General features: G+C 25.7%; 24 protein-coding genes, 1 tRNA gene and 1 rRNA gene. 16 read left to right on the top strand and 10 right to left on the bottom strand.

Annotated features, from left to right (window positions below):
• Nucleotides 1-8 precede the first annotated feature (8 nt).
• From QEG99_RS03805 to rpmB, 9 genes are all read left to right on the top strand, one after another.
• Entirely contained in the window at nt 9-1,019 is a 1,011-nt protein-coding gene (locus QEG99_RS03805; RefSeq protein ID WP_280101863.1) for a DNA-directed RNA polymerase subunit alpha, read from the top strand.
• Between the two features lie 2 nt (nt 1,020-1,021).
• Nucleotides 1,022-1,384: a 50S ribosomal protein L17 gene (gene rplQ / locus QEG99_RS03800; RefSeq protein WP_280101862.1), complete on the top strand. Its 363-nt coding sequence runs from the start codon at nt 1,022-1,024 to the stop codon at nt 1,382-1,384.
• Nucleotides 1,385-1,537: 153 nt separating this feature from the next.
• A complete protein-coding gene (gene rplM, locus QEG99_RS03795) occupies nt 1,538-1,972 on the top strand; it encodes a 50S ribosomal protein L13 (RefSeq protein ID WP_280101861.1) in 435 nt (144 codons plus the stop codon).
• Nucleotides 1,972-2,373, top strand: coding sequence for a 30S ribosomal protein S9 (gene rpsI / locus QEG99_RS03790; RefSeq protein ID WP_280101860.1), 402 nt, complete (start codon nt 1,972-1,974; stop codon nt 2,371-2,373). The genes rplM and rpsI overlap by 1 nt, the downstream gene beginning before the upstream one ends.
• 44 nt (nt 2,374-2,417) lie before the next feature.
• Nucleotides 2,418-2,494 (top strand) — tRNA-Ile (locus tag QEG99_RS03785).
• A gap of 273 nt (nt 2,495-2,767) precedes the next feature.
• Nucleotides 2,768-3,397 carry a translation initiation factor IF-3 gene (gene infC, locus QEG99_RS03780; RefSeq protein ID WP_280101859.1) on the top strand — a complete coding sequence of 210 codons (630 nt, stop codon included), beginning with the start codon at nt 2,768-2,770 and terminating at the stop codon, nt 3,395-3,397.
• On the top strand, nt 3,378-3,566 hold the full coding sequence (gene rpmI, locus QEG99_RS03775; protein ID WP_280101858.1) for a 50S ribosomal protein L35: 189 nt from the start codon (nt 3,378-3,380) through the stop codon (nt 3,564-3,566). Before infC ends, rpmI begins: the two co-directional genes overlap by 20 nt.
• Nucleotides 3,567-3,584: 18 nt before the next feature.
• Nucleotides 3,585-3,938: a 50S ribosomal protein L20 gene (gene rplT / locus QEG99_RS03770; RefSeq protein WP_280101857.1), complete on the top strand. Its 354-nt coding sequence runs from the start codon at nt 3,585-3,587 to the stop codon at nt 3,936-3,938.
• Nucleotides 3,939-3,950: 12 nt separating this feature from the next.
• Nucleotides 3,951-4,148 carry a 50S ribosomal protein L28 gene (gene rpmB, locus QEG99_RS03765; protein ID WP_280101856.1) on the top strand — a complete coding sequence of 66 codons (198 nt, stop codon included), beginning with the start codon at nt 3,951-3,953 and terminating at the stop codon, nt 4,146-4,148.
• A gap of 73 nt (nt 4,149-4,221) precedes the next feature.
• Here rpmB and QEG99_RS03760 read toward each other — a convergent pair whose 3' ends face one another.
• The 3 genes from QEG99_RS03760 to rrf form a co-directional block, all read right to left on the bottom strand.
• Nucleotides 4,222-5,748 (bottom strand): APC family permease, encoded by a 1,527-nt coding sequence (locus tag QEG99_RS03760; RefSeq protein WP_280101855.1) that lies wholly within the window; start codon nt 5,746-5,748, stop codon nt 4,222-4,224.
• A gap of 48 nt (nt 5,749-5,796) precedes the next feature.
• Nucleotides 5,797-6,633 (bottom strand): DNA-binding protein WhiA, encoded by an 837-nt coding sequence (gene whiA, locus QEG99_RS03755; protein WP_280101854.1) that lies wholly within the window; start codon nt 6,631-6,633, stop codon nt 5,797-5,799.
• Between the two features lie 34 nt (nt 6,634-6,667).
• Nucleotides 6,668-6,773, bottom strand: a 5S ribosomal RNA gene (gene rrf, locus QEG99_RS03750).
• 64 nt (nt 6,774-6,837) lie between these two features.
• Between rrf and tsaD the strand changes: the two genes are divergently transcribed.
• Nucleotides 6,838-7,773, top strand: coding sequence for a tRNA (adenosine(37)-N6)-threonylcarbamoyltransferase complex transferase subunit TsaD (tsaD, locus tag QEG99_RS03745; RefSeq protein WP_280101853.1), 936 nt, complete (start codon nt 6,838-6,840; stop codon nt 7,771-7,773).
• Nucleotides 7,774-8,208: 435 nt separating this feature from the next.
• Here the strand turns inward: tsaD and QEG99_RS03740 are convergent, their stop codons facing one another.
• A complete protein-coding gene (locus QEG99_RS03740; protein ID WP_280101852.1) occupies nt 8,209-9,414 on the bottom strand; it encodes a phosphoglycerate kinase in 1,206 nt (401 codons plus the stop codon).
• A gap of 444 nt (nt 9,415-9,858) precedes the next feature.
• On the opposite strand from QEG99_RS03740, the gene QEG99_RS03735 reads away from it, so the two are divergent.
• The 6 genes from QEG99_RS03735 (at nt 9,859) to QEG99_RS03710 (ending at nt 19,716) form a co-directional block, all read left to right on the top strand.
• Complete coding sequence (locus tag QEG99_RS03735) at nt 9,859-11,913, top strand: glucose PTS transporter subunit IIA (RefSeq protein WP_280101851.1); 2,055 nt, start codon at nt 9,859-9,861, stop codon at nt 11,911-11,913.
• Nucleotide 11,914: 1 nt separating this feature from the next.
• Complete coding sequence (locus QEG99_RS03730; RefSeq protein ID WP_280101850.1) at nt 11,915-13,315, top strand: glycoside hydrolase family 1 protein; 1,401 nt, start codon at nt 11,915-11,917, stop codon at nt 13,313-13,315.
• A 193-nt stretch (nt 13,316-13,508) separates the two neighbouring features.
• Nucleotides 13,509-15,566: a glucose PTS transporter subunit IIA gene (locus tag QEG99_RS03725; RefSeq protein WP_280101849.1), complete on the top strand. Its 2,058-nt coding sequence runs from the start codon at nt 13,509-13,511 to the stop codon at nt 15,564-15,566.
• A gap of 1 nt (nt 15,567) precedes the next feature.
• Nucleotides 15,568-16,974, top strand: coding sequence for a glycoside hydrolase family 1 protein (locus QEG99_RS03720; RefSeq protein WP_280101848.1), 1,407 nt, complete (start codon nt 15,568-15,570; stop codon nt 16,972-16,974).
• A 143-nt stretch (nt 16,975-17,117) separates the two neighbouring features.
• The gene (locus QEG99_RS03715) at nt 17,118-19,202 is read left to right on the top strand and encodes a hypothetical protein (RefSeq protein ID WP_280101847.1); all 2,085 of its coding nucleotides are present in this window, start codon (nt 17,118-17,120) and stop codon (nt 19,200-19,202) included.
• Nucleotides 19,192-19,716 carry a DNA cytosine methyltransferase gene (locus tag QEG99_RS03710; RefSeq protein WP_280101846.1) on the top strand — a complete coding sequence of 175 codons (525 nt, stop codon included), beginning with the start codon at nt 19,192-19,194 and terminating at the stop codon, nt 19,714-19,716. Before QEG99_RS03715 ends, QEG99_RS03710 begins: the two co-directional genes overlap by 11 nt.
• A 34-nt stretch (nt 19,717-19,750) precedes the next feature.
• Here the strand turns inward: QEG99_RS03710 and QEG99_RS03705 are convergent, their stop codons facing one another.
• From QEG99_RS03705 to gmk, 6 genes are read right to left on the bottom strand one after another with little or no spacing between them, the layout of a single operon-like run.
• On the bottom strand, nt 19,751-21,277 hold the full coding sequence (locus QEG99_RS03705; RefSeq protein ID WP_280101845.1) for a phospho-sugar mutase: 1,527 nt from the start codon (nt 21,275-21,277) through the stop codon (nt 19,751-19,753).
• Nucleotides 21,278-21,285: 8 nt separating this feature from the next.
• Complete coding sequence (locus tag QEG99_RS03700) at nt 21,286-21,933, bottom strand: ribulose-phosphate 3-epimerase (protein WP_280101844.1); 648 nt, start codon at nt 21,931-21,933, stop codon at nt 21,286-21,288.
• On the bottom strand, nt 21,920-22,786 hold the full coding sequence (gene rsgA / locus QEG99_RS03695; protein WP_280101843.1) for a ribosome small subunit-dependent GTPase A: 867 nt from the start codon (nt 22,784-22,786) through the stop codon (nt 21,920-21,922). Before rsgA ends, QEG99_RS03700 begins: the two co-directional genes overlap by 14 nt.
• Nucleotides 22,786-23,784, bottom strand: coding sequence for a serine/threonine-protein kinase (locus tag QEG99_RS03690; RefSeq protein ID WP_280101842.1), 999 nt, complete (start codon nt 23,782-23,784; stop codon nt 22,786-22,788). The genes rsgA and QEG99_RS03690 overlap by 1 nt, the downstream gene beginning before the upstream one ends.
• Complete coding sequence (locus QEG99_RS03685) at nt 23,777-24,532, bottom strand: PP2C family protein-serine/threonine phosphatase (protein WP_280101841.1); 756 nt, start codon at nt 24,530-24,532, stop codon at nt 23,777-23,779. The genes QEG99_RS03690 and QEG99_RS03685 overlap by 8 nt, the downstream gene beginning before the upstream one ends.
• Nucleotides 24,525-25,124, bottom strand: a complete 600-nt coding sequence (gene gmk, locus QEG99_RS03680; RefSeq protein WP_280101840.1) for a guanylate kinase — start codon at nt 25,122-25,124, stop codon at nt 24,525-24,527. Before gmk ends, QEG99_RS03685 begins: the two co-directional genes overlap by 8 nt.
• Nucleotides 25,125-25,128: the final 4 nt, after the last annotated feature.

Genomic DNA, 25,128 nt, shown 5'->3' with positions numbered 1-25,128 from the left:
GGTCTTAGGTGCAAAAATTCGCAAAAATTCATTATAAAGAAGAAAAAGAAAATAAACAATCAGATTATAAAACATCTTTTGTTTTAGAGCCTTTAGAAAGAGGTTTTGCTAGAACATTAGGAAATGCATTAAGAAGAACAATTCTTTCATCTGTTTCATCTGTTGCACCGTTTGCAGTTAAAATTGAAGGTGTTGAACATGAATTTGGAGCAATTGAAAATGTTACTGAAGATGTTGTTACTATCTTAAATAATTTAAAGAAAATTAAATTTGTTTATAATAAAGATGTTTTTAAAGATAATGTTCCTGTTAAAGTTAGTTTTAATAGTGAAAATTTTGAAGGTGATCAAGTATGTGCCAAAGATATTTTAGTTTCTCCTGAAATTAAAATTGTTAATTTAGATCAACCAATAACAAAAATTTCTAAAAAAGGAGCATTTAATTTTGAAATGTATTTATTATCAGGAAGAGGATTTGTTTCTTTTGAAGATAATAAAAAAATTGTTTCAGAATTTGGTTCATCATTAGAAAGTAAGTTAAAATCAGGAAAATTTTTAGCTGTTGATTCTGATTTTTCACCAGTTTTAAATGTAAATTATACTGTTGATGAATTAAATTCAGCATCAACTATCGTTGAAGAAAAATTAGAATTAACTGTAGAAACTGATGGAACAATCGAAGCTAAAGAAGCTATTTCAGAAGCTGCTAAAATTTTAATGATTCATTTAGGAATTGTTTCTAATGTTGATAATTTAGATTTAAATGAAAAAGACTTTTTTGAAGAAGAAAAAGTTAAAGAAGAAGTTCCAAAAGATAAATCAATCGATATTAATGAACTTAGTTTAACAGTAAGATCATTAAATGCTTTACGAAGAGCAGGATTTAAAACTGTTTCTGATTTAGAAAAAATTGATGAAGAAGAACTTCAAAATGTTAAAAATTTAGGAAAAAAATCTGTTCAAGAGATTATTGAAAAATTAAAAGAACGTGGAATTGTTCTTAAAAAAGAAGGAGAATAAATATGGCTAATCCAACACAATTATTTAAACGTAATTCAACATGAAAAAAACACGTTTTACGTTCTTTATCTACAGATGTAATCGTTTATGGAAGAATCACAACAACTGAAACAAGAGCTAAAGAACTTAGAAAACATGTAGAAAGATTAATTACAAAAGCTAAAACAAATACTCTTGCTTCTCGTCGTTTAGCTGCCGCATTTTTAAGAGATGTAAAAACTAAAGATGGCAAAAGTGCTTTATCACATTTATTTGAAAATGTCGGTCCTAAATATAAAGATCGTAATGGTGGATATACAAGAATTATCAAATTACCTGCTAGATTAGGTGATAATTCCAAAATGGCAATTTTAGAATTAGTTTAATAAAATAAAGGCAAAATTACAACTTTTGCTTTTTTTATACAAAAAAATAAGAAAATATTTTTATTTATTTAAAAAAGTTATATAATTTAAAAGCAATATTTAAATACCTGTTACATTATTTAATAAAATTAAGCTAAATTAAAGGAAGGAATTATGAGACAAACTACTATAGTTAAGCATTTAGAAGTAGAAAAAAAATGATATGTAATTGATGCTGAAAATCAAGTGCTTGGTCGTTTAGCTACTTTAGCTGCTACATATTTAAGAGGAAAAAATAAACCATCATTTACACCTAATGTTGATATGGGAGATAATATCATTATTATCAATGCTGAAAAAGTTTTATTGACAGCAAATAAAGAAGAAAATAAAATTTACTATTCACACTCAGGATATCCAGGTGGATTAAAATCAATTAATGCTAAAAATTTAAGAGAAAAAAAACCAACAGCAATTGTTGAAAAAGCAATTAGAGGTATGTTGCCACATACTAAATTAGGAAATAGACAAAGAGTTAATCTTTTTGTTTATGCTGGACCAGAACATAAACACAATGCTCAAAAACCAGAGAAATTAGAGGTTAAATAATGGCGAAAAAAGAAGTTGTTTTTTACAGAGGATTAGGAAGAAGAAAATCTTCAACTGCAAGAGTTATTTTAAAACCTGGAAAAGGTAGTTTTATAATCAACAAAAGAGAAGCAAAAGATTATTTAATGTCAGATTTATTAATTAAAGATGCTTTACAACCGCTTGAAATTACGGAAACTCAAAATTCTTGAGATATTACTGTTAATGCATCCGGTGGTGGATTATCAGGTCAAGCAGGAGCAATTAGATTAGGTATTGCAAGAGCTTTATTACAAGCTTCAAAAGATTATAGACCTAATTTAAAAAAAACAGGTATGTTAACTAGAGATGCTAGAGCTAAAGAACGTAAAAAATACGGACTTAGAAAAGCACGTAGAGCAAGACAATTCTCAAAACGTTAATTTATGATATAATTATACAAGTTAAATTTAAAACTTGTATTTATGGGAGCGTAGCTCAGCCGGTTAGAGCACACGACTGATAATCGTGAGGTCGATGGTTCGATTCCATTCGTTCCCACCATTTCATTGTATGACCTAAAACACAGACATTCTGTGTTTTTATTTTATTTTTTTAAAAAGTTTTTATTTTGTTTTTTAATAAAAAAAGTTATAATATTAAAGCAATAGATAACAATTGCAGAAAGTAGATTCACTTCTCACCTGATGATTCTTTCATGGGTTTAGCTACAATGATTATTTATATACTTTATATTTTTAATTTTGTTAGTTGAGAAAGTGGATAAAAACCACTTTTTTATTTAAAAGGAGATTAATTATTAGCAGATTGAATAATATGGGGAATAGAAGAAAACCACAACAAGAACATTTGGTTAATGAAAATATTCCTTTTTCCAAAATTTTCGTTATAAATTCAGATAATACCCAAATTGGTGTTTTATCAAAAAATGATGCTATTGCTAAAGCTAAAGAGCAAAAAATGGATTTAGTAATCATTTCAATTGATAATTCAAGTGATAAACCAAAACCAATTGGAAGAATTATGGATTATGGAAAATTTAAATACGAAAGAAAGAAAAAACAAAAAGAAGTTAAGGAAAAACAGACTTTTGTTAATAACAGAGAAATAAGATTAACATTAGGAATTAATGTTAAAGATATTCAAACTAAAGCGAAAAAAGCTAGAGAATTTTTATTAGATGGCGATCGTGTTAAAGTTTCTTTAAAATTCAGAGGTCGTGAAGCTTCAAGACCTGAATTAGGGAAAGAAGTATTAGATAAATTTTTTAAATATGTTGAAGATATTGCTAAAATAACTAAAGACGCACAGCAAAATGAAAGATTTTTAGATATGTATTTAGAAAGAGACAAGAAAAAATCTCCCCATTTAACAAGTTCTAAAAAAGAAAAAGAATTACAAAAAGAAGAGAAAGGTAGATTAGAAAATGCCAAAAATGAAGACTAAATCATCTTTAAAAAAGAGATTAAAAATAACAGGTAGTGGAAAGGTTAAAAGAGGTCAAGCTTACAGATCTCACCTTGCTCAAAATAAAACAACAAAACAAAAAAGACATGCAAGAAAAGCTACATTAGTTTCTGCATCAGATTTAAAAAGAATTAAAGGTTTATTTTAATAGAAAGAGGTAAGTTAAATGAGAGTTAAAGGCGGAACAGTCACAAGACAAAGAAGAAAAAAATGATTAAAATTAGCAAAAGGATACTGAGGACATAAATCAGTTGGTTTCAAAGTTGCTAAACAAGCTGTTGTTAAATCATGAACTTATGCTTTTAGAGACAGAAAACAAGTTAAAAGAGATTTTAGAAAACTTTGAATCGCTAGAATTAATGCAGCAGTTAGACCTTTAGGATTAACCTATTCACAATTAATTAACGGATTAAGAAAAGCAAACATTGAAGTTAATAGAAAAATGCTTTCAGAAATCGCTATTCATCACCACGATGTTTTTGAAACTATTGTTAAACAAGCACAAGCAGCTTTAAAATAAAAAGGAGGAACTATGGCTAGAAGAGACGATATTACTGGAAAAGGGTCAATGACTGGAAACAGAAGATCTCACGCTTTAAATGCAACTAAAAGAACATTTAGATTGAATTTACAAAAAATTAAAGTAATGAATGACAATGGTAGAGTTATCACTATTAAAGTAAGTGCTAAAACTGCTAGAACATTACGTAAGCAAGGGATTTCTAACTAATAGTTATTAATAAAAACAAGAGCAAGTTTTACTTGCTTTTTTTATTTGTAAAAAAAAAAAAAAACGAATTACATTAAATATAAAATGATTCGTTTTTAAATTTGTTAGTTTTTTCTTCTTTTTCTTCAAGTTGACTAGTAAATTCATTTAATATATTTCTTTTAAATATTCATTTTTCTAAATAAAAATTAATAAATGGAATAATAATTATAATTAAAAGATTGATTATATATAAAATAAATTCTAAAGGAATTTTTATAGCATTTGCATCAGTTTTAAACAACCCTCAATTAGCGATTTCCCATTTAACTAAATTTTCACTGATTGCATATAAATAAGCAATTTTTACTACAGCAATTCCAACTACTGAAATAAATGCAGCAATATAATAAAGATATTTATTAATTTTTTGAGTTTCATTAATTTTATTTCTTTTAATTGTATAAGTTAAAATCAAATAAGCATAGACCATCATAAAAAATGCTGTTGGATAGTTAGACACACCATCTATTAATGCATCTGAATCGATTATTGCACTTGGTAAAATTCACATTAAATTTCAAATTAATAAAATAAATAATCAATAAACAATTTTAGCTTTATCTTGAATTTTGTCTTTTAATCATTTTGATCCGAAAAGAACATTTAAATCAATAAGATTTTCTATTTCCGCACTAAAAGCAGCGCTTATACCATTAGTAACACCTAAGGAAGATACTAAAATAAAAAAGACAACCATCGGTACAATATAATTACTTATATTTGCAGGCATAGTATTTTTAAGTAAATCTCAAATCACACTAGAATTATGTAAAATTGAGGAAATAGCTATCAGCGAATAAAGAATTACTATTGTTATCATCCCAATTAAAATAGCAAGCGGTAAATTACGATTAGCATTTTTAATTTTATTTCCAATTGAACCTGAAACTAAAAATGCATCATAAGAAAACAGTACAGCAGGCAGTGCTAGAACGATTCCCTTAGCGCTAAAAGTATTTTTAAAATCTACAAACGCATTTGTTCCTCCATTATTATTAACATAAGGAAAAATTATTCCAGCTAATGCTCCTAATAATAATGGAATAAATTTTAAAATAGTAACAACCGTTTGTACATAACCACTAATTTTTAGTGAAATTCAGTTTAATACATAAAATAAAATTCCAATCCCTATTCCTGTTAAACAAATAACTCATAACTTTATTTTTTGAAAGTCAATAACATTAATAGTACCTAAAAAATAAAATAACATTTCTGCAGAAAATATTGGGATAATAACTAGCAAAAGACCTCAATAAAATATTGCATAAGCTACAGAAGTTCCATAGCCAATTTTAGTTCCTGATGTGCGATAAATTCAACTAGATAAGCCACTTAATTTGCTTTTTTTCATCGTTCCAATTTCGGCAAAATTTAGTGCCGCAGCGATAGAAATAATTCCACCAATAATTCAGGCGATAAGTCAAGAAATTCCATTACCGCCAGTTTCTCTTGAAATAGTTCCATTTTTAAAAAAAATTCCTATTCCTACAACGGAACCAATAAGCATCATTAATGCAAGTACTAGTCCAATTTTTTTACCTTGTTTTTCAGACATTTTTCTCCTTTAAGGAGTATTATACTATAATAACCGATTTAAAATTTATTATTTTAAATTTTTTACAATTTTATTAAGTTTAATTGATCAGTGGTTTAAACCGCTTTTAGTTTTTTTAATATTATGCTTTTCACTTAATAATAAAGCAATATCATTTAAGTTTAAAAAGGGTTCATTAACTCTTTCTTGAAAAAAAATTAACTCTTCCTTTTTAAATAAATGTTCTAATTTATTTTCTAAAATAAAATTATAATTTTCAATATCGCGAGAAGCGGCATTAACTAATCTTTGTTGATTATGAACATCAAGATTAGCTAATCTATTAGCATTATTTTGAATATCTCTCATATTTTTTATATTAAAAAAAGTTTGAAAATTTTCATTAGCACCAATAGCATTTAAAAAATCTTGAATATTTTCCACTTGTTTTTCATAAATTAAAAATTTATTTTTATTTTTTGTAATTTTAAAATTAAATTGATAACTATTTAATTTATCTTTTATTATTTCTCCAATTTCTTCATAAAAAAAAGTAATTTGCAAATTATAGTAAATTGAATTAATATCAGAAATAGTTCCAGCTCCTACAAATGCTCCGGCAAAGAAAAATTGCGGATTTTCAATTTCATATTTAATTTTAAAATCTTTTTTTAAAATGACAATTCAATTTTTATTTTTAGTAGTTCGATAAAATTTAATATCATATTTTTGTAATTTCTCTTTAATTAAAAAAGAAATATCACTTTTGTTAATTTTTATTATAAAACTCTCTTCTTCAATAAATTTACAATTAGTTAAAATAAGACCATTTAAAAAGGAAAGAAAGTGCTTTTCTTTCATTTTATTTTTTAGAACTTCTAATTTTATTTGATGACTAAATGACATAAAACCTCCAAATTACTAAAAATAAAATAAAAAAAAGCAGCAACTCCCTATTTTCCCATCTCTGGTATTTTCGGCGTAAAAGGGCTTAACTACTGAGTTCGGAATGGTATCAGGTGATCCCCTTTGCTATGATTGCTGTAATTATTATACAACATATTTTAAAAAAACAAAATTTTTTATTATAATTTTATTTAAGAGGTAAAAATGACAATTTTAGCAATAGAAACATCACACGATGATTCATCAATAGCAATTTTAGAAAATAACAAAATTTTAAAAAATATTATATTTAGTCAAATAGATATTCATGCTAAATATGGCGGAACAATTCCCGAAATCGCTTCAAGAGAGCATGTTAATAACATTGCTTTAATTTTGCAAGAAATTAAAAAAGTTATTAAATTAGATAAAATTGATTATATTGCATATACAAAAGAACCGGGATTAATTGGAGCACTACAAGTTGGTTATTTATTTGCAAGTGCTATTTCATTGGCGATAAATAAACCACTAATAGCAATCAATCATCTAGATGGTCATTTTTTTTCAGGAGCAATTGATAATGAAATTTTATATCCAGCATTAGGGCTATTAGTTTCAGGTGGTCATACACAAATTCTGTATGCTGAAAATGAAAATAATATTAAAATTATTGGTGAAACTTTAGATGATGCAGTAGGGGAAGCATACGATAAAGTTGCAAGAAAATTAAATTTAGGATTTCCCGGCGGCCCGCTAATAGATAAAGAATATTGAAATTACAGTGGCAAAAGAACTTCCATTAAACTAACAAAACCAAAAACCGAAGAGATTTATGATTTTTCATTAAGTGGTATTAAAACTCAAGTTATTAACATCATTAATAATTTTGAAAACAGAAAATTAAATGTTCCAGTTAGTGAAATTGCTTATGAATTTCAAAAGACAGTTGTTGAATATTTAATTGAAAAATTTTCTTTAGCAATTAAACATTATCAAGTAAATTCAATCGTTTTAGCAGGTGGAGTTTCTGCTAATAAATTATTAAGGCAAGAATTTTTAAAATTACATAAAAATGTTATTACTCCTGATTTAAAATATTGTACTGATAATGCAGCAATGATTGCTAAAGCAGCTCAAATTTATTTAAAAAATAACTAATTAAAAAAAATATAATTCAATCTAATATAACATTTTTTAACTTAAGTGCTTTTTAAGACTTGATGAGACTGTTTTATTAGGAAATGGTCAAGAAATAAATCATCACATATCTGGTGATGTTTTTGAATCGCCATTAGGTGCTATTTATAGAGATAAAGGGAAAAGTGAATTAATTCATTTCTTATTTGGCCAATTAATATTGAATGTAAATGATGGAAAAATCTGTTAAAAAAGCTATTTTAGCCCAGTTCTTTAAAAAATATTCATAATAATTAATAAACAGTTATGAACAAGTTTTTTTATATATAAAAGCAGTATATAAAAATGGCCTTTACTTTTTATGTGCTGTTAGTAAATGTAATTATAAAAAATCAACCGTTTATTTTTGCGGTTGATTTTTGGTATTTTATTTAAATAATTTATTAATCTAAGTTATTATTTATCTTGAATTGCTTTAATTCCAGGAAGTTCTTTTCCTTCTAAAAATTCGATAGAAGCTCCGCCACCTGTAGAAATGTGACTAAATGCATCTTCAAATCCTAAATTTTCAACAGCGGCAACTGAATCGCCACCACCAATAACTGAATAAGCATCTTCTAATTTAGATATTTCTTTTGCAACAGCTTCAGTTCCGTATTTAAAATTAGAAAATTCTGTTACTCCCATTGGTCCATTTCATAAAACTGTTTTAGCACCTTCTAATTCAGATTTAAATAATTCAATAGAATATTGATCAATATCTAGCCCCATTGTATTTTCTGGAATTTGTAGTGGGTGAGAAGGATTTAAAATTCTTTCTTGATCTTCAAAACTTGTTGCTGAAGCATGATCAACAGGTAAAATAATTTTATCTTTATATTTTTCTAAATATTCTTTCGCTAATTCGATTTTATCTTCTTCAACTAAAGAATTACCGATATTAAATCCTAGCGCCTTATTGAAAGTATATGCCATTCCGCCACCAATAATAACTTTATCTGCTTTTTCTAATAATGATGAAACAACACCGATTTTATCTGAAATTTTCGCTCCTCCAATAATTGCTACAAATGGTTTAATAGGATTGTGAACTATTTTCGATAGTGCTTTTACTTCTTTTTCTAGTAAATATCCCATAGCTGATTCAGCGATATTCGAAGCAATACCAACATTAGAAGCATGAGCTCTGTGAGCTGTACCGAAAGCATCATTAATAAATACATCTCCTAATGATGCTCAGTATTTTCCTAACTCAGGATCATTTTTAGATTCGGCTTTATTATTTAAATCTTCAAATCTTGTGTTTTCAAATACTAAAATTTCACCATCTTGCATTTTTTCGATTGCATGTTCTAATTTAGCACCTCTTGTTTGATCAACATAAATAATATTTCTTCCTAATTGATTTGCTAATTCATAAACAACAGGTTTTAAGGATTTTTTAGTTTTATCAGCTTCTTCTTTTACTCTTCCTAGATGAGAAAAAACAATTGCTTTTCCACCTTCTTCAAGTACTTTATTTATTGTAGGTAAAGAAGATACTATTCTTTTTACTGAAGTTATTTTTCCATCTTTGATAGGAACATTAAAATCAACTCTTATTAAAACTTTTTTTCCTTTTAATTGTAAATCATCTATTGTTTTTTTGCTTGTTAAATGCATTTTTCCCCTTAATTTATTTTTATTTATTTTTTAATATTAATATTATAAAAAAATAATGCAATTTTTTGCCAATTTTTCCATATTTTTTTATAAATGCTCTTTATTGTCTTGATTTTTAACGCTTTTTAAATTTATTAATATCATTTAAATAAATTAATTAAATTTATAATTAAAATTTTATAAAAACAAATAATTTTTATTTTCTTTTTCTTTATTCAATTATCCAACAGTGATTTTTTTATATTTTATTACTTTTACTTTTTTATTAAATTTAAAAAAATGAAAATATTTAATGTACATAAATTATTTTTTCTTTTAGTTTATAAACATTAAATTTAATTTTTATTTTATTAAAAAATGCCTTTAAACAAGTGTTTTTTTAATCTTTTGAGTAAAAAAAAAAAAAAAAAGTGATGGCTTTATAATTAAATTAAGGAGGTTAAAATGAATTATAAAAACATTGCTCAGCAAATCATTGATAATGTTGGAGGAAAAACAAATATTATCAATGCAAAACATTGTATGACAAGGTTGAGATTAATATTAAAAGATGAAAATTTAGCTAATACAGAAAAAGTTAAAAAAATTAGCAAAGTTATTAGTGTTGTTAAAGCTGGCGGACAATATCAAATCATTATCGGAAATGAAGTTAAATACATTTTCGATGCCGTAATTGAAATTTTAGGTTTAAGTGGCGAAATATCAAATAATTTAAGTTCTAATAATGTTAAAAAAACAACTTTATTAAATAAATTTATTGATTTTATAGTTGCGACAATTACACCAGTAATTTCTATTTTAATAGTTTCGGGGTTATTTAAAGGGCTTGTAGCAATTTTAGGTGCCGCAAATGTTCCTGCGAATAACACAATGTACATTATATTAGCAGGAATGGGGGATGCAACATTTGCTTTTCTTCCTGTTTACATTGCATATAATGTTGCTAAAAGAAAAGATATTAATATCTTTGTCGCGATGGGGATTGCATTATTTTTAATTATGCCAACCATTGTTTATAATTTTTCAGGAATAGTCGATGGTGCTAATTCCACAGCAAAAGAACCAATTGATGTTATTTTTGCTAATACGATATTTGAATCGAAAATTTATGCCAAACTTGGTCAAATGCCAATAATTTGACCAAGTGGAGGATATACCTCTTCATTTATTCCGATCATCGCTATTTTATTAATTGTATCTAAATTAAATCGTTTTTTAAAAAGAGTAACACCAGAAGCACTTTCTTCAATTACTACAAATTCCATTGTATTTTTTGTTGGAGCATTTGGCGGTTTATTATTTATCGGACCAGTTATTTCCTGAATGCAACAAATATTAAATTATGTTATTAATTCTATATATGAATTTTCTCCAATAGCAACAGGGTTGCTTTTAGGTTTTTTCTGACAAATTTTAGTAATTTTCGGTCTTCATTGATCAGTTGTTCCGATTGTTATTTTACAATTAGCATCAGGAGCATCACAAATTGGGGCGATTATCTTTTTACCATTTGTTTCGCAAATAGGAATTTTATTAGCATTAATGCTTTTAGAAAGAAAAACAATTGATTTGCCTAAAGCTACAGGAGCATTTGCTAGTGCAATTTTCGGAATTACTGAACCAACAATTTATGGATTTACTTTATCTAGAAAAAAATTATTCTTTTTATCTTGTTTGGTTTCTGGTATTTTAGGAGCAATAGCAGGAGCATTTAAATTAGAAGCATATGCAAATCCGTTAGGATTAACTAATTTACCATTATTTATCACACCAAATGTACCGATAAGTGAAAATACCAATTTTTGAGTTGCAATCGCTTTATCTTTCGGTGGAATTTTATTAGCTTTTGGATTAATGCTAATGTTTTATAAAGTTAAATTGCCTGAAAAAGCAATGGTTAAAATTAATGCATTTAATTCAAAAATATCAAATGGTTATTCTAATTTTAAAACCAAAGTAAATAATTATGTTGTTATTCCTGTTAAAACACATACAATTGACAAATTAGTTGTTGCAAAAAGCAATTTAAAAAATAAAACACAAGCAAAAATGTCAAAAAATAATATTATTAAATTTAAAAAACCAGGAAATTATTTACCTTTAGAAAAAGTCAATGATCAAGCATTTGCTAGTGAAAGTTTAGGAAAGGGAATTGCATTTAATAATTTTAATAATAATGCCCTTATTGCATCACAAGATTTTACAGTAGTTTTTGTTGCTGAAACCAAACATGCAATTGCTTTAAAAACTAAAACTGGAATTGATATTTTAATTCACATTGGAATTGATACAGTTAATTTAAATGGTAAATACTTTAAAAGTGATTTAAAGGCAAATGATATAATTAAAAAAGGCGATAAAATTATAGAGTTCAATTACCAAAAAATAAAAGAAGAAGGTTATGATAATTCATTGATGATTACATTACCAACTAAAGAACAATATAAAGATATTGAAATAAAAGAAACAAAAGATTATATAGAAATGAGGGTAAAATAATATGAAAAGTAATTTTCCTAAAAACTTTTTTTGAGGTGGCGCAATAGCGGCAAATCAAGTTGAAGGTTCGTATAATAAAGATGGTAGAGGTTTAAGTATTCAAGAGTTTTTACCACAAGGTGCTTTTGGAAAAATAACAGACAAAGTTTTAGATAGCAATTTAAAATTAAATGCTATTGATTTTTATCATCGCTGAAAAGAAGACATTGACTTATTTAAAGAAATGGGGTTCACCGCTTTAAGAATGTCGATTTCTTGATCAAGAATTTTTCCTAATGGAGATGATGAAAAACCAAATGAAAAAGGACTTGAATTTTATGATAAAGTATTTTCATATTTAAAAGAGTTAAATATCGAACCTATTGTAACTTTAAGTCACTATGAAACTCCATATAATTTAGCTAAAAAATATAATGGATTTGCTTCAAGAAAAACCGTTGACTTTTTTATGAACTATGTACAAACGGTATTTGAAAGATATAAAGATAAAGTTAAATATTGATTAACATTCAACGAAATTAATGCAATACTATTTTCACCATTTATGGCAGCCGGTGTACTTGAAAATCAAGAAGATGTAAATACACAATTTCAAGCAGTTCATAATACTTTATTAGCAAGCGCAAAAGTAGTAAAATTAGCAAAAGAAAAATACAAAGATTTTAAAATTGGATGTATGTCAATTGGAATGCCCATTTATACATTAACAGCTCATCCAAATGATAATATTGCTAAAATGAAAAAAGATTGACAAAATTTCTTTTTCTTTGATGTTCAAGCACGAGGATCATATCCAGGTTATATAAAACGCTATTTTAAAGAAAATAACATTGATATAAAAATGGAGCAAGGAGATGAAGAAATTTTAAAAAACACTGTTGATTTTATAACTTTTTCATATTATTTTTCAACAGTCACTGATGGTAAAGATGAATTATTTAATGGATTCCATCATACTCCAAATCCAACTTTAAAACAAAGTGAATGAGGTTGAACAATTGACCCGCAAGGACTAAGAATTATCTTAAACACTTTATGAGAACGTTATCAAAAACCTTTAATGATAGTTGAAAACGGATTTGGTGCTAAAGATCAATTAATTGAAAAAGATGGAATTCAAACAGTTGAAGATGATTATCGAATTAACTACATGAAAGACCATTTAATTCAAGCAAATGAGGCAATTGCTGATGGAGTTAATTTAATTGGCTATACTTCTTGAGGTCCAATTGATTTAGTTTCAGCATCTACTGCCCAAATGTCAAAACGTTATGGCTTTATTTATGTAGATTTAGATGATCAAGGAAATGGAACATTAAATCGTTATAAAAAAGCTTCATTTAATTGATATAAAAAAGTAATAGCTTCAAATGGGAAATCGCTTTTTGAAAATAAAAAGTAAAACAAATTAAATTTAATGGTTTAAAAACCGAGGATTATAAATAATTAAAAATAGATCTAGATTTTAAAGATCTATTTTTAATTATTTTTTATTTTTTAAAAAAAGTTAATAAAAATGGCTAAAAAGTAGGTTTTTCACAAAAAAAAAAAAAAAAGCGATGTTTTTTATAATTGATTTAAGGAGGTTATTAATTATGAATTATAAAAAAATTGCTCAAGAAATAATTGATAATGTCGGTGGAAAAGTCAACATCGTTAGTGTAAAACACTGTATGACCAGATTACGTTTAGTTTTACAAAATGAAAATTTAGCAAATACTGACAAAATAAAAAAGATGGCACAAGTAATTAGTGTTGTTAAAGCTGGCGGGCAATATCAAATTATTATCGGAAATGAAGTTAAAAATGTTTTTAATGCAGTTAATGAAATTTTAGGTTTTATTAATGCAAATAATAATAATAATAATTTAAATCAAGATAAAAAGACTAAATTACTTTCTCGTTTTCTCGATTTTATCGTTGGTGTTATTACACCAGCATTGCCGATTTTAATTGTTTCTGGACTTTTAAAAGGAATAGTTGCAACAATGAGTGCATTTAAAGTTCCGTCAACTGATGCGATGTTTATAATTATGAAAGCACTAGGAGATTCGACATTTAATTTTCTTCCAGTATTTATAGCATATAATGTCGCCAAAAGAAAAGACATAAATGTTTATGTAGCAATGTCCATTGCAATTTTTCTAGTATTTCCATCAATTGTCTATAATTTTTCAGGAGCTGTTGATGGCATTAGTGTGCAACAAAAACAAGTAGCAGATAAAATTTTTGTAGGAACCATTTTTGAAACTGACGTTTATGCTAGAATAGGGAAAATGCCTATTATTTGACCAAAAGGAGGTTATGCTTCTTCGTTCATTCCTATCATTATTATTTTATTATCTGTATCAAAATTAAATAGATTTTTAAAAAGAGTGACACCACAAGCTCTTTCGATGATAACAACTAATTTAATTGTCTTTTTTGTTGGATCATTTTTTGGTCTTTTATTCATCGGACCATTAGCATCATGGGCGCAACAAATTTTAAATATCGCCATTAAAAATATTTACAACTTTTCTCCAATATTGGTTGGATTAATTGTAGGTTTTTTCTGACAAATACTAGTAATTTTTGGACTTCATTGATCGCTAGTTCCAATTGCTTTATTAGAATTTGCAAGTGCAGCAAATGCTTCACCACTAGCTGCAATAATTTTCTTTCCTTTTGTAACCCAAATTGGAATTTTATTAGCTTTAATGGTTTTAGAAAAAAGAAAAATAGATTTTTCAAAGGGAATTAGTGCTCTAGCAAGTGCTTTTTTTGGAATTACTGAACCAACAATTTATGGTTTTACATTGTCGCGGAAAAAGACATTTGTATTATCTTGTGTAGTATCAGGAATAATAGGAGCAATAGCGGGTGCATTTCAAATTAAAGTTTTTGGTGCACTGGCATCTGGTTTTGTTCGTTTACCATTGTTTATAGATCCTGTAAATGGATTTAATTTAAACTTTTATTTAACATTAATATTAACTTTTGGAGGACTTTTTGCATCGTTTTTATTAATGCTAATGTTTTATAAAGTTAAATTACCTGAAAAAGCAATGGTTAAAATTAATGCATTTAATACAAAAATGTCAAATGGTTATTCTGATTTTAAAACCAAATTAAATAATTATGTTGTTATTCCTGTTAAAACACATACAATAGATAAGTTAGTTGTTGCAAAAAGCAATTTAAAAAGTAAAATACAAGCAAAAATGTCAAAAAATAATGTTATTAAATTTAAAAAACCAGGAGATTATTTACCTTTAGAAAAAGTCAATGATCAAGCATTTGCTAGCAAAAGTTTAGGAAAGGGAATTGCATTTAATAATTTTAATAATAATGCCCTTATCGCATCACAGGATTTTACAGTGGTTTTTGTCGCTGAAACCAAGCATGCAATTGCTTTAAAAACTAAAACTGGAATTGATATTTTAATTCACATTGGAATCGATACAGTTAATTTAAATGGCAAATACTTTAAAAGTGATTTAAAGGTAAACGATGTAGTGAAAAAGGGTGAAACAATAATCGAATTTGATTATCAAAAAATAACAGAAGAAGGTTATGATAATTCATTGATGATTACATTGCCAACTAAAGAACAATATAAAGATATTGAAATAAAAGAAACAAAAGATCATATAGAAATGAGGATAAAATAATATGAAAAGTAATTTTCCTAAAAACTTTTTTTGAGGCGGGGCAACAGCTGCAAATCAAATTGAAGGCGCATATAATAAAGACGGTAGAGGTTTAAGTATTCAAGAATTTTTACCAAAAGGTTCGCACGGAGAAGTATCAGATAAAGTTTTAGATAGCAATTTAAAATTAAATGCTATTGATTTTTATCATCGCTGAAAAGAGGATATTGACTTATTTAAAGAAATGGGATTCACCGCTTTAAGAATGTCAATTTCTTGATCGAGAATTTTCCCTAATGGAGATGATGAAAAACCCAATGAAAAAGGACTTGAATTTTATGATAAAGTATTTTCATATTTAAAAGAATTAAATATCGAACCAATTGTAACTTTAAGTCACTATGAAACTCCATATAATTTAGCTAAAAAATATAATGGATTTGCTTCAAGAAAAACTATTGATTTTTTTATGAAATATGTACAAACGGTATTTGAAAGATACAAAGATAAAGTTAAATATTGATTAACATTTAACGAAATTAATGCAATACTATTTTCTCCTCTTATGGCAGCAGGTGTACTCGAAAATAGAAATGATATAAATTTAAGATTTCAAGCAGTTCATAATACTTTATTAGCAAGTGCAAAAGTAGTAAAATTAGCAAAAGAAAAATATAAAGATTTTAAAATTGGATGTATGTCAATAGCAATTCCTATTTATACATTAACAGCACACCCAGATGATAATATTGCTAAAATGAAAAAAGATTGGCAAAATTTCTTTTTCTTTGATGTTCAAGCACGAGGATCATATCCAGGTTATATAAAACGTTATTTTAAAGAAAATAATATTGATATAAAAATGGAACAAGGCGATGAAGAAATTCTAAAAAATACCGTTGATTTTATAACTTTTTCATATTATTTATCAACAGTAGCGGATAATAATAATAATAATTTATTCAATGGCTTTAAGCCACTAATTAATCCAACATTGAAACAAACAGAATGAGGTTGAAATGTTGACCCACAAGGACTAAGAATTATTTTAAACACCTTATGAGAACGTTATCAAAAACCTTTAATGATAGTTGAAAACGGTTTTGGTGCCAAAGATCAATTAATTGAAAAAGATGGAATTCAAACAGTTGAAGATGATTATCGAATTAACTATATGAAAGATCATTTAATTCAAGCAAATGAGGCAATTGCTGATGGAGTTAATTTAATTGGATACACCTCTTGAGGTCCAATCGATTTAGTTTCAGCAGGAACAGCTCAAATGTCTAAACGTTATGGCTTTATTTATGTAGATTTAGATGATCAAGGAAACGGAACATTAAATCGTTATAAAAAAGCTTCATTTAATTGATATAAAAAAGTAATAGCTTCAAATGGAAAATCGCTTTTTGAAGATGAAAACAAGTAAATTTTACTAAATAAAATATAAAAACAGACTCTCTAAATTCAGAAAGTCTGTTTTACAATAAAATTTATTTAATTAAATAAAGTAAATTTGTTTTTTACTATTTAAAATAATTATTTTGTCCTTGAAAATATTATAATTTAAATATGAAAAAGTGAAAAAAATTTAGTTTAGCTATTTTTATGATTTTATCATCTTTTTCACTAATTATTTCATGTTCAAAAGCAGAAATAAATAAAAAAAATAAAGATGAAAATGACAAAAAGATCATTAAAAAATACAAAGAGCCAAATGAAGAGCCTAAAATTATTAAAAAAATAGATGATAAAGAAATAATTAAAAAGGATGATGAAATTAAAAGTAAAAATGATGTTTTAAAAATCGATGCTAAAAATAGCGATAATTTTAGAAAAGAATTTTATTTACCTAAATATGAAAAAGATAATAAAATTCATCTATCAGTTTTAAAAAACGGAGAAAAATCTAGGAATTTAAGAGATGAATTTTTCAGTTATTCTAACATTGATCCTACAGGAATTTATTTAGATGCAGGAAAAAAATATAAAATTAAAATTGAATTAAATCACAAACCTGAAGGTGATGTGAAATTTGTCATTAGACAAGGTGCTAACACTGAAAATGATAGTTATTTGTCATTAGATGAAAAAGAATGATTTTTAGATTATAAAGATAATGAAATAGAAATTGATTTAACAGATAAAAAATATGGTTATTTAACTTATTTAAGTAATTTATCAGAAAAACCAATATCTGCAGAAATTAAAAATCTAGATGAAGTTAATGCTCCATTTTCTAAATATTTATTTTATATTCACCAAGAAGATGAACCTGAAAATTTTTGACATTATTTAAATAATCTTAAAAAAGAAGATTTAAATAGTTCCACTTTTATGAGAATTAGTAATTATGATAATGGAGGAATTGAAATAGTTTGAAGTGTTTCTTGAGCTGTTAAAACATTTATAGAAGAATTAGAAATTGATAGTGACCTAAAAGCTGTTGATTTTATTAAAAAAATTACTAGTGAATTAAAAATTTGGATTGATTTAGTAAATAAATATGATGGATTAGATATAGAAGATGAATTAGAAGTGCACAAACCAACCAATTTGCCATTGTTAATAATTGGTTCCGATACTGTTATGAATCCATCTAATATTTATGCTTTTGTTAATTATTTACATTTTAATCCCAAATTAATTTCAAATATTTTTAAAGACACTTCTCTTTTATATGATTGAGCAGCTACTCATGAAAAAGGTCATATTATTGATAAAAAAAGCATAAGCATTGTTGAAGTAACAAACAATATGTACCCATCATTTACAGGTTTAAGTGAAATCAAACGGCTTATTAAGCAAGGAAAATATGAACCTAATGTTTATGTAAATGAATTTATGCCTAAATATCAAAATGGCGAATTAAATCAATTTAAATATTTAAATGATAAAATACAAAACAAGCAAAAAACCTTTTTTGTTGAAAAAAATAAAGTTAATGGAATTCCATTTTTTCCAATGTATGTGTGATTTTTAACAACCGAATTCATTAATAAATTCAATTACAATGATTATCCATTTAATAAATTAAATGATGTAATTTTTACAAATGATGAAATAAATACATTAAAAAAATTTGGAGCTTGAGGAGCGCTACAAAGATTAGTAAGAAATAAAGATCAATTAGCTAAATATGATACAAATAATCTTTTTAACTCTTTAGAAAACAACAATGATATGAATAAATTTCCTTTGCTATTTTCAATAGTAACAGGATACGATTTTTCTGAAATTTTAGTTAGATTTGGCCAAGAAAATATAAAAGAAGAAATTAAAAAATTTACAGCAAATTATCCTAAATTAAATAAAAAAATTGAATATTACAACATTTTAGCAGAAATTAATAATGAATTAAAATATCCGTTATTAACAGAAAGGTCTATACCTAAAGTTACATTTTCTAAAAACATAAATAGTGATGAAACTGAAAATATCATTTTAACAATTTCGTTCGACGAAAAAGATGTTGAAAAATCAATAATAGCATACGAAATTTATTTAGATGATAAATTATTTAAAATAGTTAAACCAGCAAATAAAATAACTATAAATGAAAAAATAGATAATAAAAAAATAACAGTTAAAGCATTTGATTATAAACTGAACGAAAGTTTATTAAGCGATATTGCTTTAAATGAAAATGAAATTTAGTAAATTTGGTGTTCCGCAAAAGAGAGAAAGAGTTATTTTTATTGGTGCAAAAGAAAAATATAAAGAAAAAATTGATTATATAATTAATCAATTAAAAAATTATAGTGAGCCAGTTAAAACAACAAAAGATGCTATATACGATTTGTTAAATACTCCAGAAGATAAAGAATTTAGCCATATTTTTTCTAATCATAGTGCTCAAATGAAAGAAAAAATAATAAATACTCCAGTAGGAAAAAGTGCTATGAAAGGTTATTCTGATGCTTTTAGGAAATTAGATTACAATAAACCGTCTTATACCGTGAAAGAAAATCATGGCGGAGTCCACTTACATCCAGAATTACCAAGAGTTTTAACTCCAAGAGAATTAGCAAGATTACAAACATTTCCCGATGATTTTCTTTTTTGCAGAAATAAATCACAAATACTTAAACAAATTGGAAATGCCGTTCCTTGTAAACTGTCATTTGAAATAGCTAAAATGATAAAAAAAGAAATGAAAAATATAAAATAAAAAGTAGGAATTTGTCCTACTTTTTCATTGACCTTTATTTAAATAAATCATAAGATGTTTGTTCTAAATATCTTAAAATTTTTTCTGCTTGTTTTTCATCATTATTGATTGAAAAAATATAAAGCTTAATTTTCGGTTCGGTACCTGAAGGTCTTAAACTAACTCATGATTTATTTTTAAAGAAAATTTGAATCATATTTTCTGGATTGATGTCTTTATAACCTTTACGATAATCAATTATTGTATCAATTTCTAATTCAAATTTTAGAGATTTAAAGTTATTTAAATATTCATTTAATTTAACTTTATCAAAAGTATTGAAATTAATTGAAATTACTTTACTTTTTACATAACCATATTTTCTATAAATATCTTGAAGTTTTTGATAAAAAGATAATTTAGAATTTTCTTGTAGCATTTTTATAACTGCTATAATTGATTGAAATGCATCTTTATCATAAGAAATATTATAATCAATTAACGATCCATAACTTTCTTCAAATGCAAATGCTTGAAAATTATTTGTTTTTGGTAAATATTGATCAATCTTTGGACCAACTCATTTAAATCCTGTAGGAATTATTTCAGTATTTAAATTATTTTTTTGAGCAATAATAGCAGGCAAATTAGTAGAAACAAAAGAATAAATTAATGCACTTGTATTTTTAAAATATTGTTTTTCTACCAACTGGTTAAAAATTATTGTTGCTAATTCGTTTCCTGTAAAATAATAAAATTCATTATTGTCAAGTTTTTCTACAAGACCAACTCGATCTGCATCAGGATCGCTTACTAATCCATATTTTAAATTTTTATTTTCCATTAATTTAATTAAATTATCATAAGCACTTTTAACTTCGGGATTTGGATTAAATGCATAATGGAAAAATTTACTATTTTTCATTTCTTCTTTTACATAATGAACTTTAATGTCAGTCATTTTTTCAATTTTAGGCATAATTATTGAGCCAGTTCCGTGTAGCGGGGAAAAAGCGATTTCAATTTTTTTATCATTTTTATATTCGCCTAAAATTGATGAAACATCTTTTACATATTTATCAATTAAATAATCGATATTAATAACTCTTTTATTATCAAAACTAATTTTTTTATTTGATAAATTATTTTTAATTAGATGATAGTTTTTAAAAAAAGGCGTAATCAGTTTAACTTCATTAGGTAAAATTTGAGCACCTGTTTGATTATATAATTTAATACCATTATATTCTTTAGGATTATGAGAAGCGGTAATATTAATTGCTCCTGTTGCTCTTAGTTTTTTAGTTGCATAACTTATAAATGGAGTTGCTAAAGGAATTTTTGAACTATAAACTTTGATTTTATAGTTTTTCGCTAAAATTTTTGCCGCTAATTTTAAAAATATAAAGGACATATTTCTATTATCTCTACCAATAACAATTCCATCTTTTTTAACATTAGGGAAATATTTTAATAAATATCTTGCATAGCCATCAATTATTCTATAAACATGTTTTTTATTTAAATTTTCTTTTTTATTTCCTAAAATCCCTCTAATTCCTGCTGTTCCAAACTCTAACATATTTTCTCCTATTTTAATAATAAATCTAGTTTAGATTTTGAAGGTTCAATTGTTAAATATGAACCTGAAACTAGTACATCAGCACCTGCTTTAAAAGCACCAGAAGCTGTTTTGTCATTTATTCCGCCATCTACTTGAATTAAAATATTTATTTTATTTTTATCAATATAATTTCTTGCACTTTTAATTTTATCTAAAGAAGTTTCAATAAAAGATTGTCCACCCTTTCCTGGTTCAACAGACATTATTAATAATAAATCAATATTATTTAAAAATTTTGTTATTTTATCAAAACTTGTGTTAGGTTTAATTGATAATCCTAATTTAATTTTTCCTTTATATTTATTAATAAATTCTTGTAAATCGTTTTCACTTGAAAAGGCTTCGTAGTGAACGGTAGCATAATCAACTAATCCAATAACTTGATCAACAACTTTTTCTGGTTCAAATGCCATAATATGAATATCCATAATGTGTCTTTTACTATTATTTTTAATATTTTCAATTTCAGAAATTTCAATAGCACTATTTGGCACAAATTTTTCATCCATATAATCATAGTGGATTCAATCAATGTTCATATTAAACAGCTGATTAGCAACTTCTAAACGATTTTCTTTTTTTATACTTAACAATGAAGGACTAATTTTTTTCATTATTTTCTCCTAAAATTTCTTTTAAAAATGACAAGTAATTTAAATATCTTTGCATCGGGATTTTATTTTCATTTACCATCATTTTAATTTTACATTCTTTTTCATTTTCTTGATAGTGAAGACAACTTCTAAATTTACATAAAAAAGCATTTTCTTTAAAAATTTTAAAACCAGTAGCAATTTGTTTTTTATCTAATTCAATGCTAAAAGAACTAAAACCTGGAGTATCAATTAATTGACCGCTGTTTCAATCAATTATTTGCACAACTCTTGTTGTATGTTTCCCTCTGTTTAATGATTTAGATATTTGTTGAGTGAGAAAATTATTATCTGATAAATTATTTATAATACTAGTTTTACCAACCCCACTTTGACCCATAAATACACTTAATTTATTTTCAAATAAATTAGCTTTTTTAATATTTTCAATTGTCTTTGGATTGTTATTATCGATAAAATAAATTTTATAATTCATTTTTAAATAATCATCAACAATTTTTTGATAGTTAAATTTTAAATCTATTTTAGTTATTAAAATAATAGGTTCAATTTCTTTTGATTCGCTAATTAAAAGGAATTTATCAAGTAGCAAATTGGAAAAATCAGGCTCTTTAATAGACATTACTATTATTGCTTGATCAATGTTGGCAATTTTAGGTCTAGTAAAAAAATTTTTTCTATCCAGTACTTTATGAACAAATCCGCTTTCATCATATTCAACTATATCGCCCACTAAAGGAATAATGTTTGAATTTCTTAATTTCCCACTTCCTCTTAATCTTATTTCTTTTTTTTGATCATTTAAAACATCAAAAAAGCCAGCGATAATTCTAATTATTTGTCCTTTTTTCATTAAATTCCAATTCCATATAATAATATAATTACTATTATTAATAATAAAAGTGTTATTCCAAAAATAGTTCAAATAGTGATCATACCGGCTTTAGAGGCTAAAAAGTCTGCTATTCCCTTTTTTACTTTTCTTTTATAAACAAGTTCATTTTCAGCCATTCTTTTTGGATCTAAACAAGTTGATAAATCGCGATATAATTCTTCCATATTATCATAACGATTATTTGGATCCTTTGCTAAACATTTATTAATAACGTTTATTAAACCATTAGATGTATTAGGTTTCATATTTTTAATGTTAGGTATTTCACTTTCACGATGTTTAGCTAAAATTTTTATATATGTATCACCTGTAAAAGGAACGTTTCCAATTAACATTTGATAAATCACTATCCCAATAGCATATATATCAGCTTTTGGTGAACCCTTTTTCTTATATTCAGCAATTTCCCCGGCCATATAATGTACAGAACCGATAACATTATTTTCTTTTGTTACTCTTTCTGAATCTTCATCAATTGCTATTCCTAAATCGATAATTTTAATTTCATTTAAATTGGATACCATAATATTTGTATCTTTAATATCTCTATGATAAATTCCAGCTTTGTGAATTGCATCAATTCCTAAAACTATTTGCTTGGCATAATTAACAGTTTCGTTTTCAGTTAAACTACCAACTCTTTCAATGACGTTTTTCAAAATAGTTCCATCCACAAATTCCATAGCAATTCAAAATTCATTATTGCCAGGATCGAAGCAATAATCATCTATTTTTATAACATAAGGGGAATTAACTTTGTTGCTAATTCTAATTTCTTCTTTAAATCTAGTTATTCCTGTTTTATCAAGTTGTTCACTTTTCATTACTTTTATAGCTCATTTAGAATTATCATCCTTTTTAATTGCTAAATAAATAACGGACATTCCACCTTTTCCGATTTGAGTTAATAATTTGTATTTACTATTTAATTTTTTATTATTTTCTAAGTTAAACATTTTGTAAATCTAATTCAAATATTAAAATTGTTAAATTATCGGTGGAACCATTTTTAAAAGCAATATCAACAATTTCATGAGCTTTATCTTCTAAACTTTTATCTTTTTGAAATAGAATATTTTCCATAATAGGTTTTGAAATGGAATTGTGAACACCATCTGTTGTTAAAATTATTAATGTATCATCAATGTTAGGAAGTTTAAATTTACTAATAGTAGGAGTTTGATTTTTTCTTGGACCTAAACATGAAGTTAATTGAAAAGCACCAGGTCATCTCTGCGCTTCTTCAAAAGAAATATTTTCTTCATTTACAAGACGATTAAAAACGTTTTGATCTTCAGTAATTTGATTTAAATATTTTAAATATAAATACCCTCTTGAATCGCCAATATTTAAAACATATGTTAAATTTTCTTTTTTATAGTGTAAAAATGCAACCAAAGTAGTACCCATATCTAGAGAATGTTTATTATTTTTTACACTTAATTCCATATTGTTTATTGAAGATTCTAATCCATTTAAAAATCAATTGTGCACTTCTTCTTCGGTGGATTGAGGAATTTGTTTATCTGCTAAATCTTTGAAAGTATTTACGGCTATACTAGATGCAATCGCTCCATCAGCGTGTCCTCCCATACCATCGCAAATGATACCAAAAGAAACATCTTCAAAATCCTTAGCGTAAACCGCATCTTGATTTTCTTTTCTTTTTCCGATTTTTGACAGCGAATAAAAATTACTATTCATCTTTTTCCTCTATTTCTTTTAAAATTATTTCTTTTATTTTTTGGGCAGCTTTTTCAGGAGTGTCATTAACTATCTTATGAATAAATTTATCCATTTCAGCAATTTCTTCTTCAGCTTTTCTAATTCTAATATCAATTTCATCTTGATTTTCAGTTCCTCTATTTTTGATTCTGGTTTTCAATTCATCAAGTGAAGGAGGAGCTAAAAATATTGATATTACAGCATTTTTTTTGTTTTTATCATTGTAATATTTCATTATATTCAATGCTCCAACTGTTTCAATTTCAAGAAGTGGCAAATATCCTTCTTTATTGATTTTTTTAATTTCTGAATATAGTGTACCGTAATAATTATTAAAATGTTTATTTCATTCAATAAATTCATTATTTTCAATCTTTTTTAAAAAGTCTTCTTCAGAAATAAAATAGTAATGAATTCCATCAGTTTCATTTTGCCTCGCTTTTCTAGTGGTAGCTGAACAAGAAAGTTTTAAAATATTTTTTAGTTTTTCATCAGCAAATAAAATATTTTCCACAGTCCCCTTTCCTACTCCTGATGGACCTGCTAGGATTATTAATTTATTTTTATTCATATTA

The sequence above is a fragment of the Mesomycoplasma lagogenitalium genome (assembly GCF_029854295.1).
GTDB classification, from domain to species: Bacteria; Bacillota_I; Bacilli_A; order Mycoplasmatales; family Metamycoplasmataceae; genus Mesomycoplasma_A; species Mesomycoplasma_A lagogenitalium.
The sequence above is the reverse complement of the archived record's forward strand: the minus strand, read 5'-3'. Positions and strand labels throughout refer to the sequence as shown.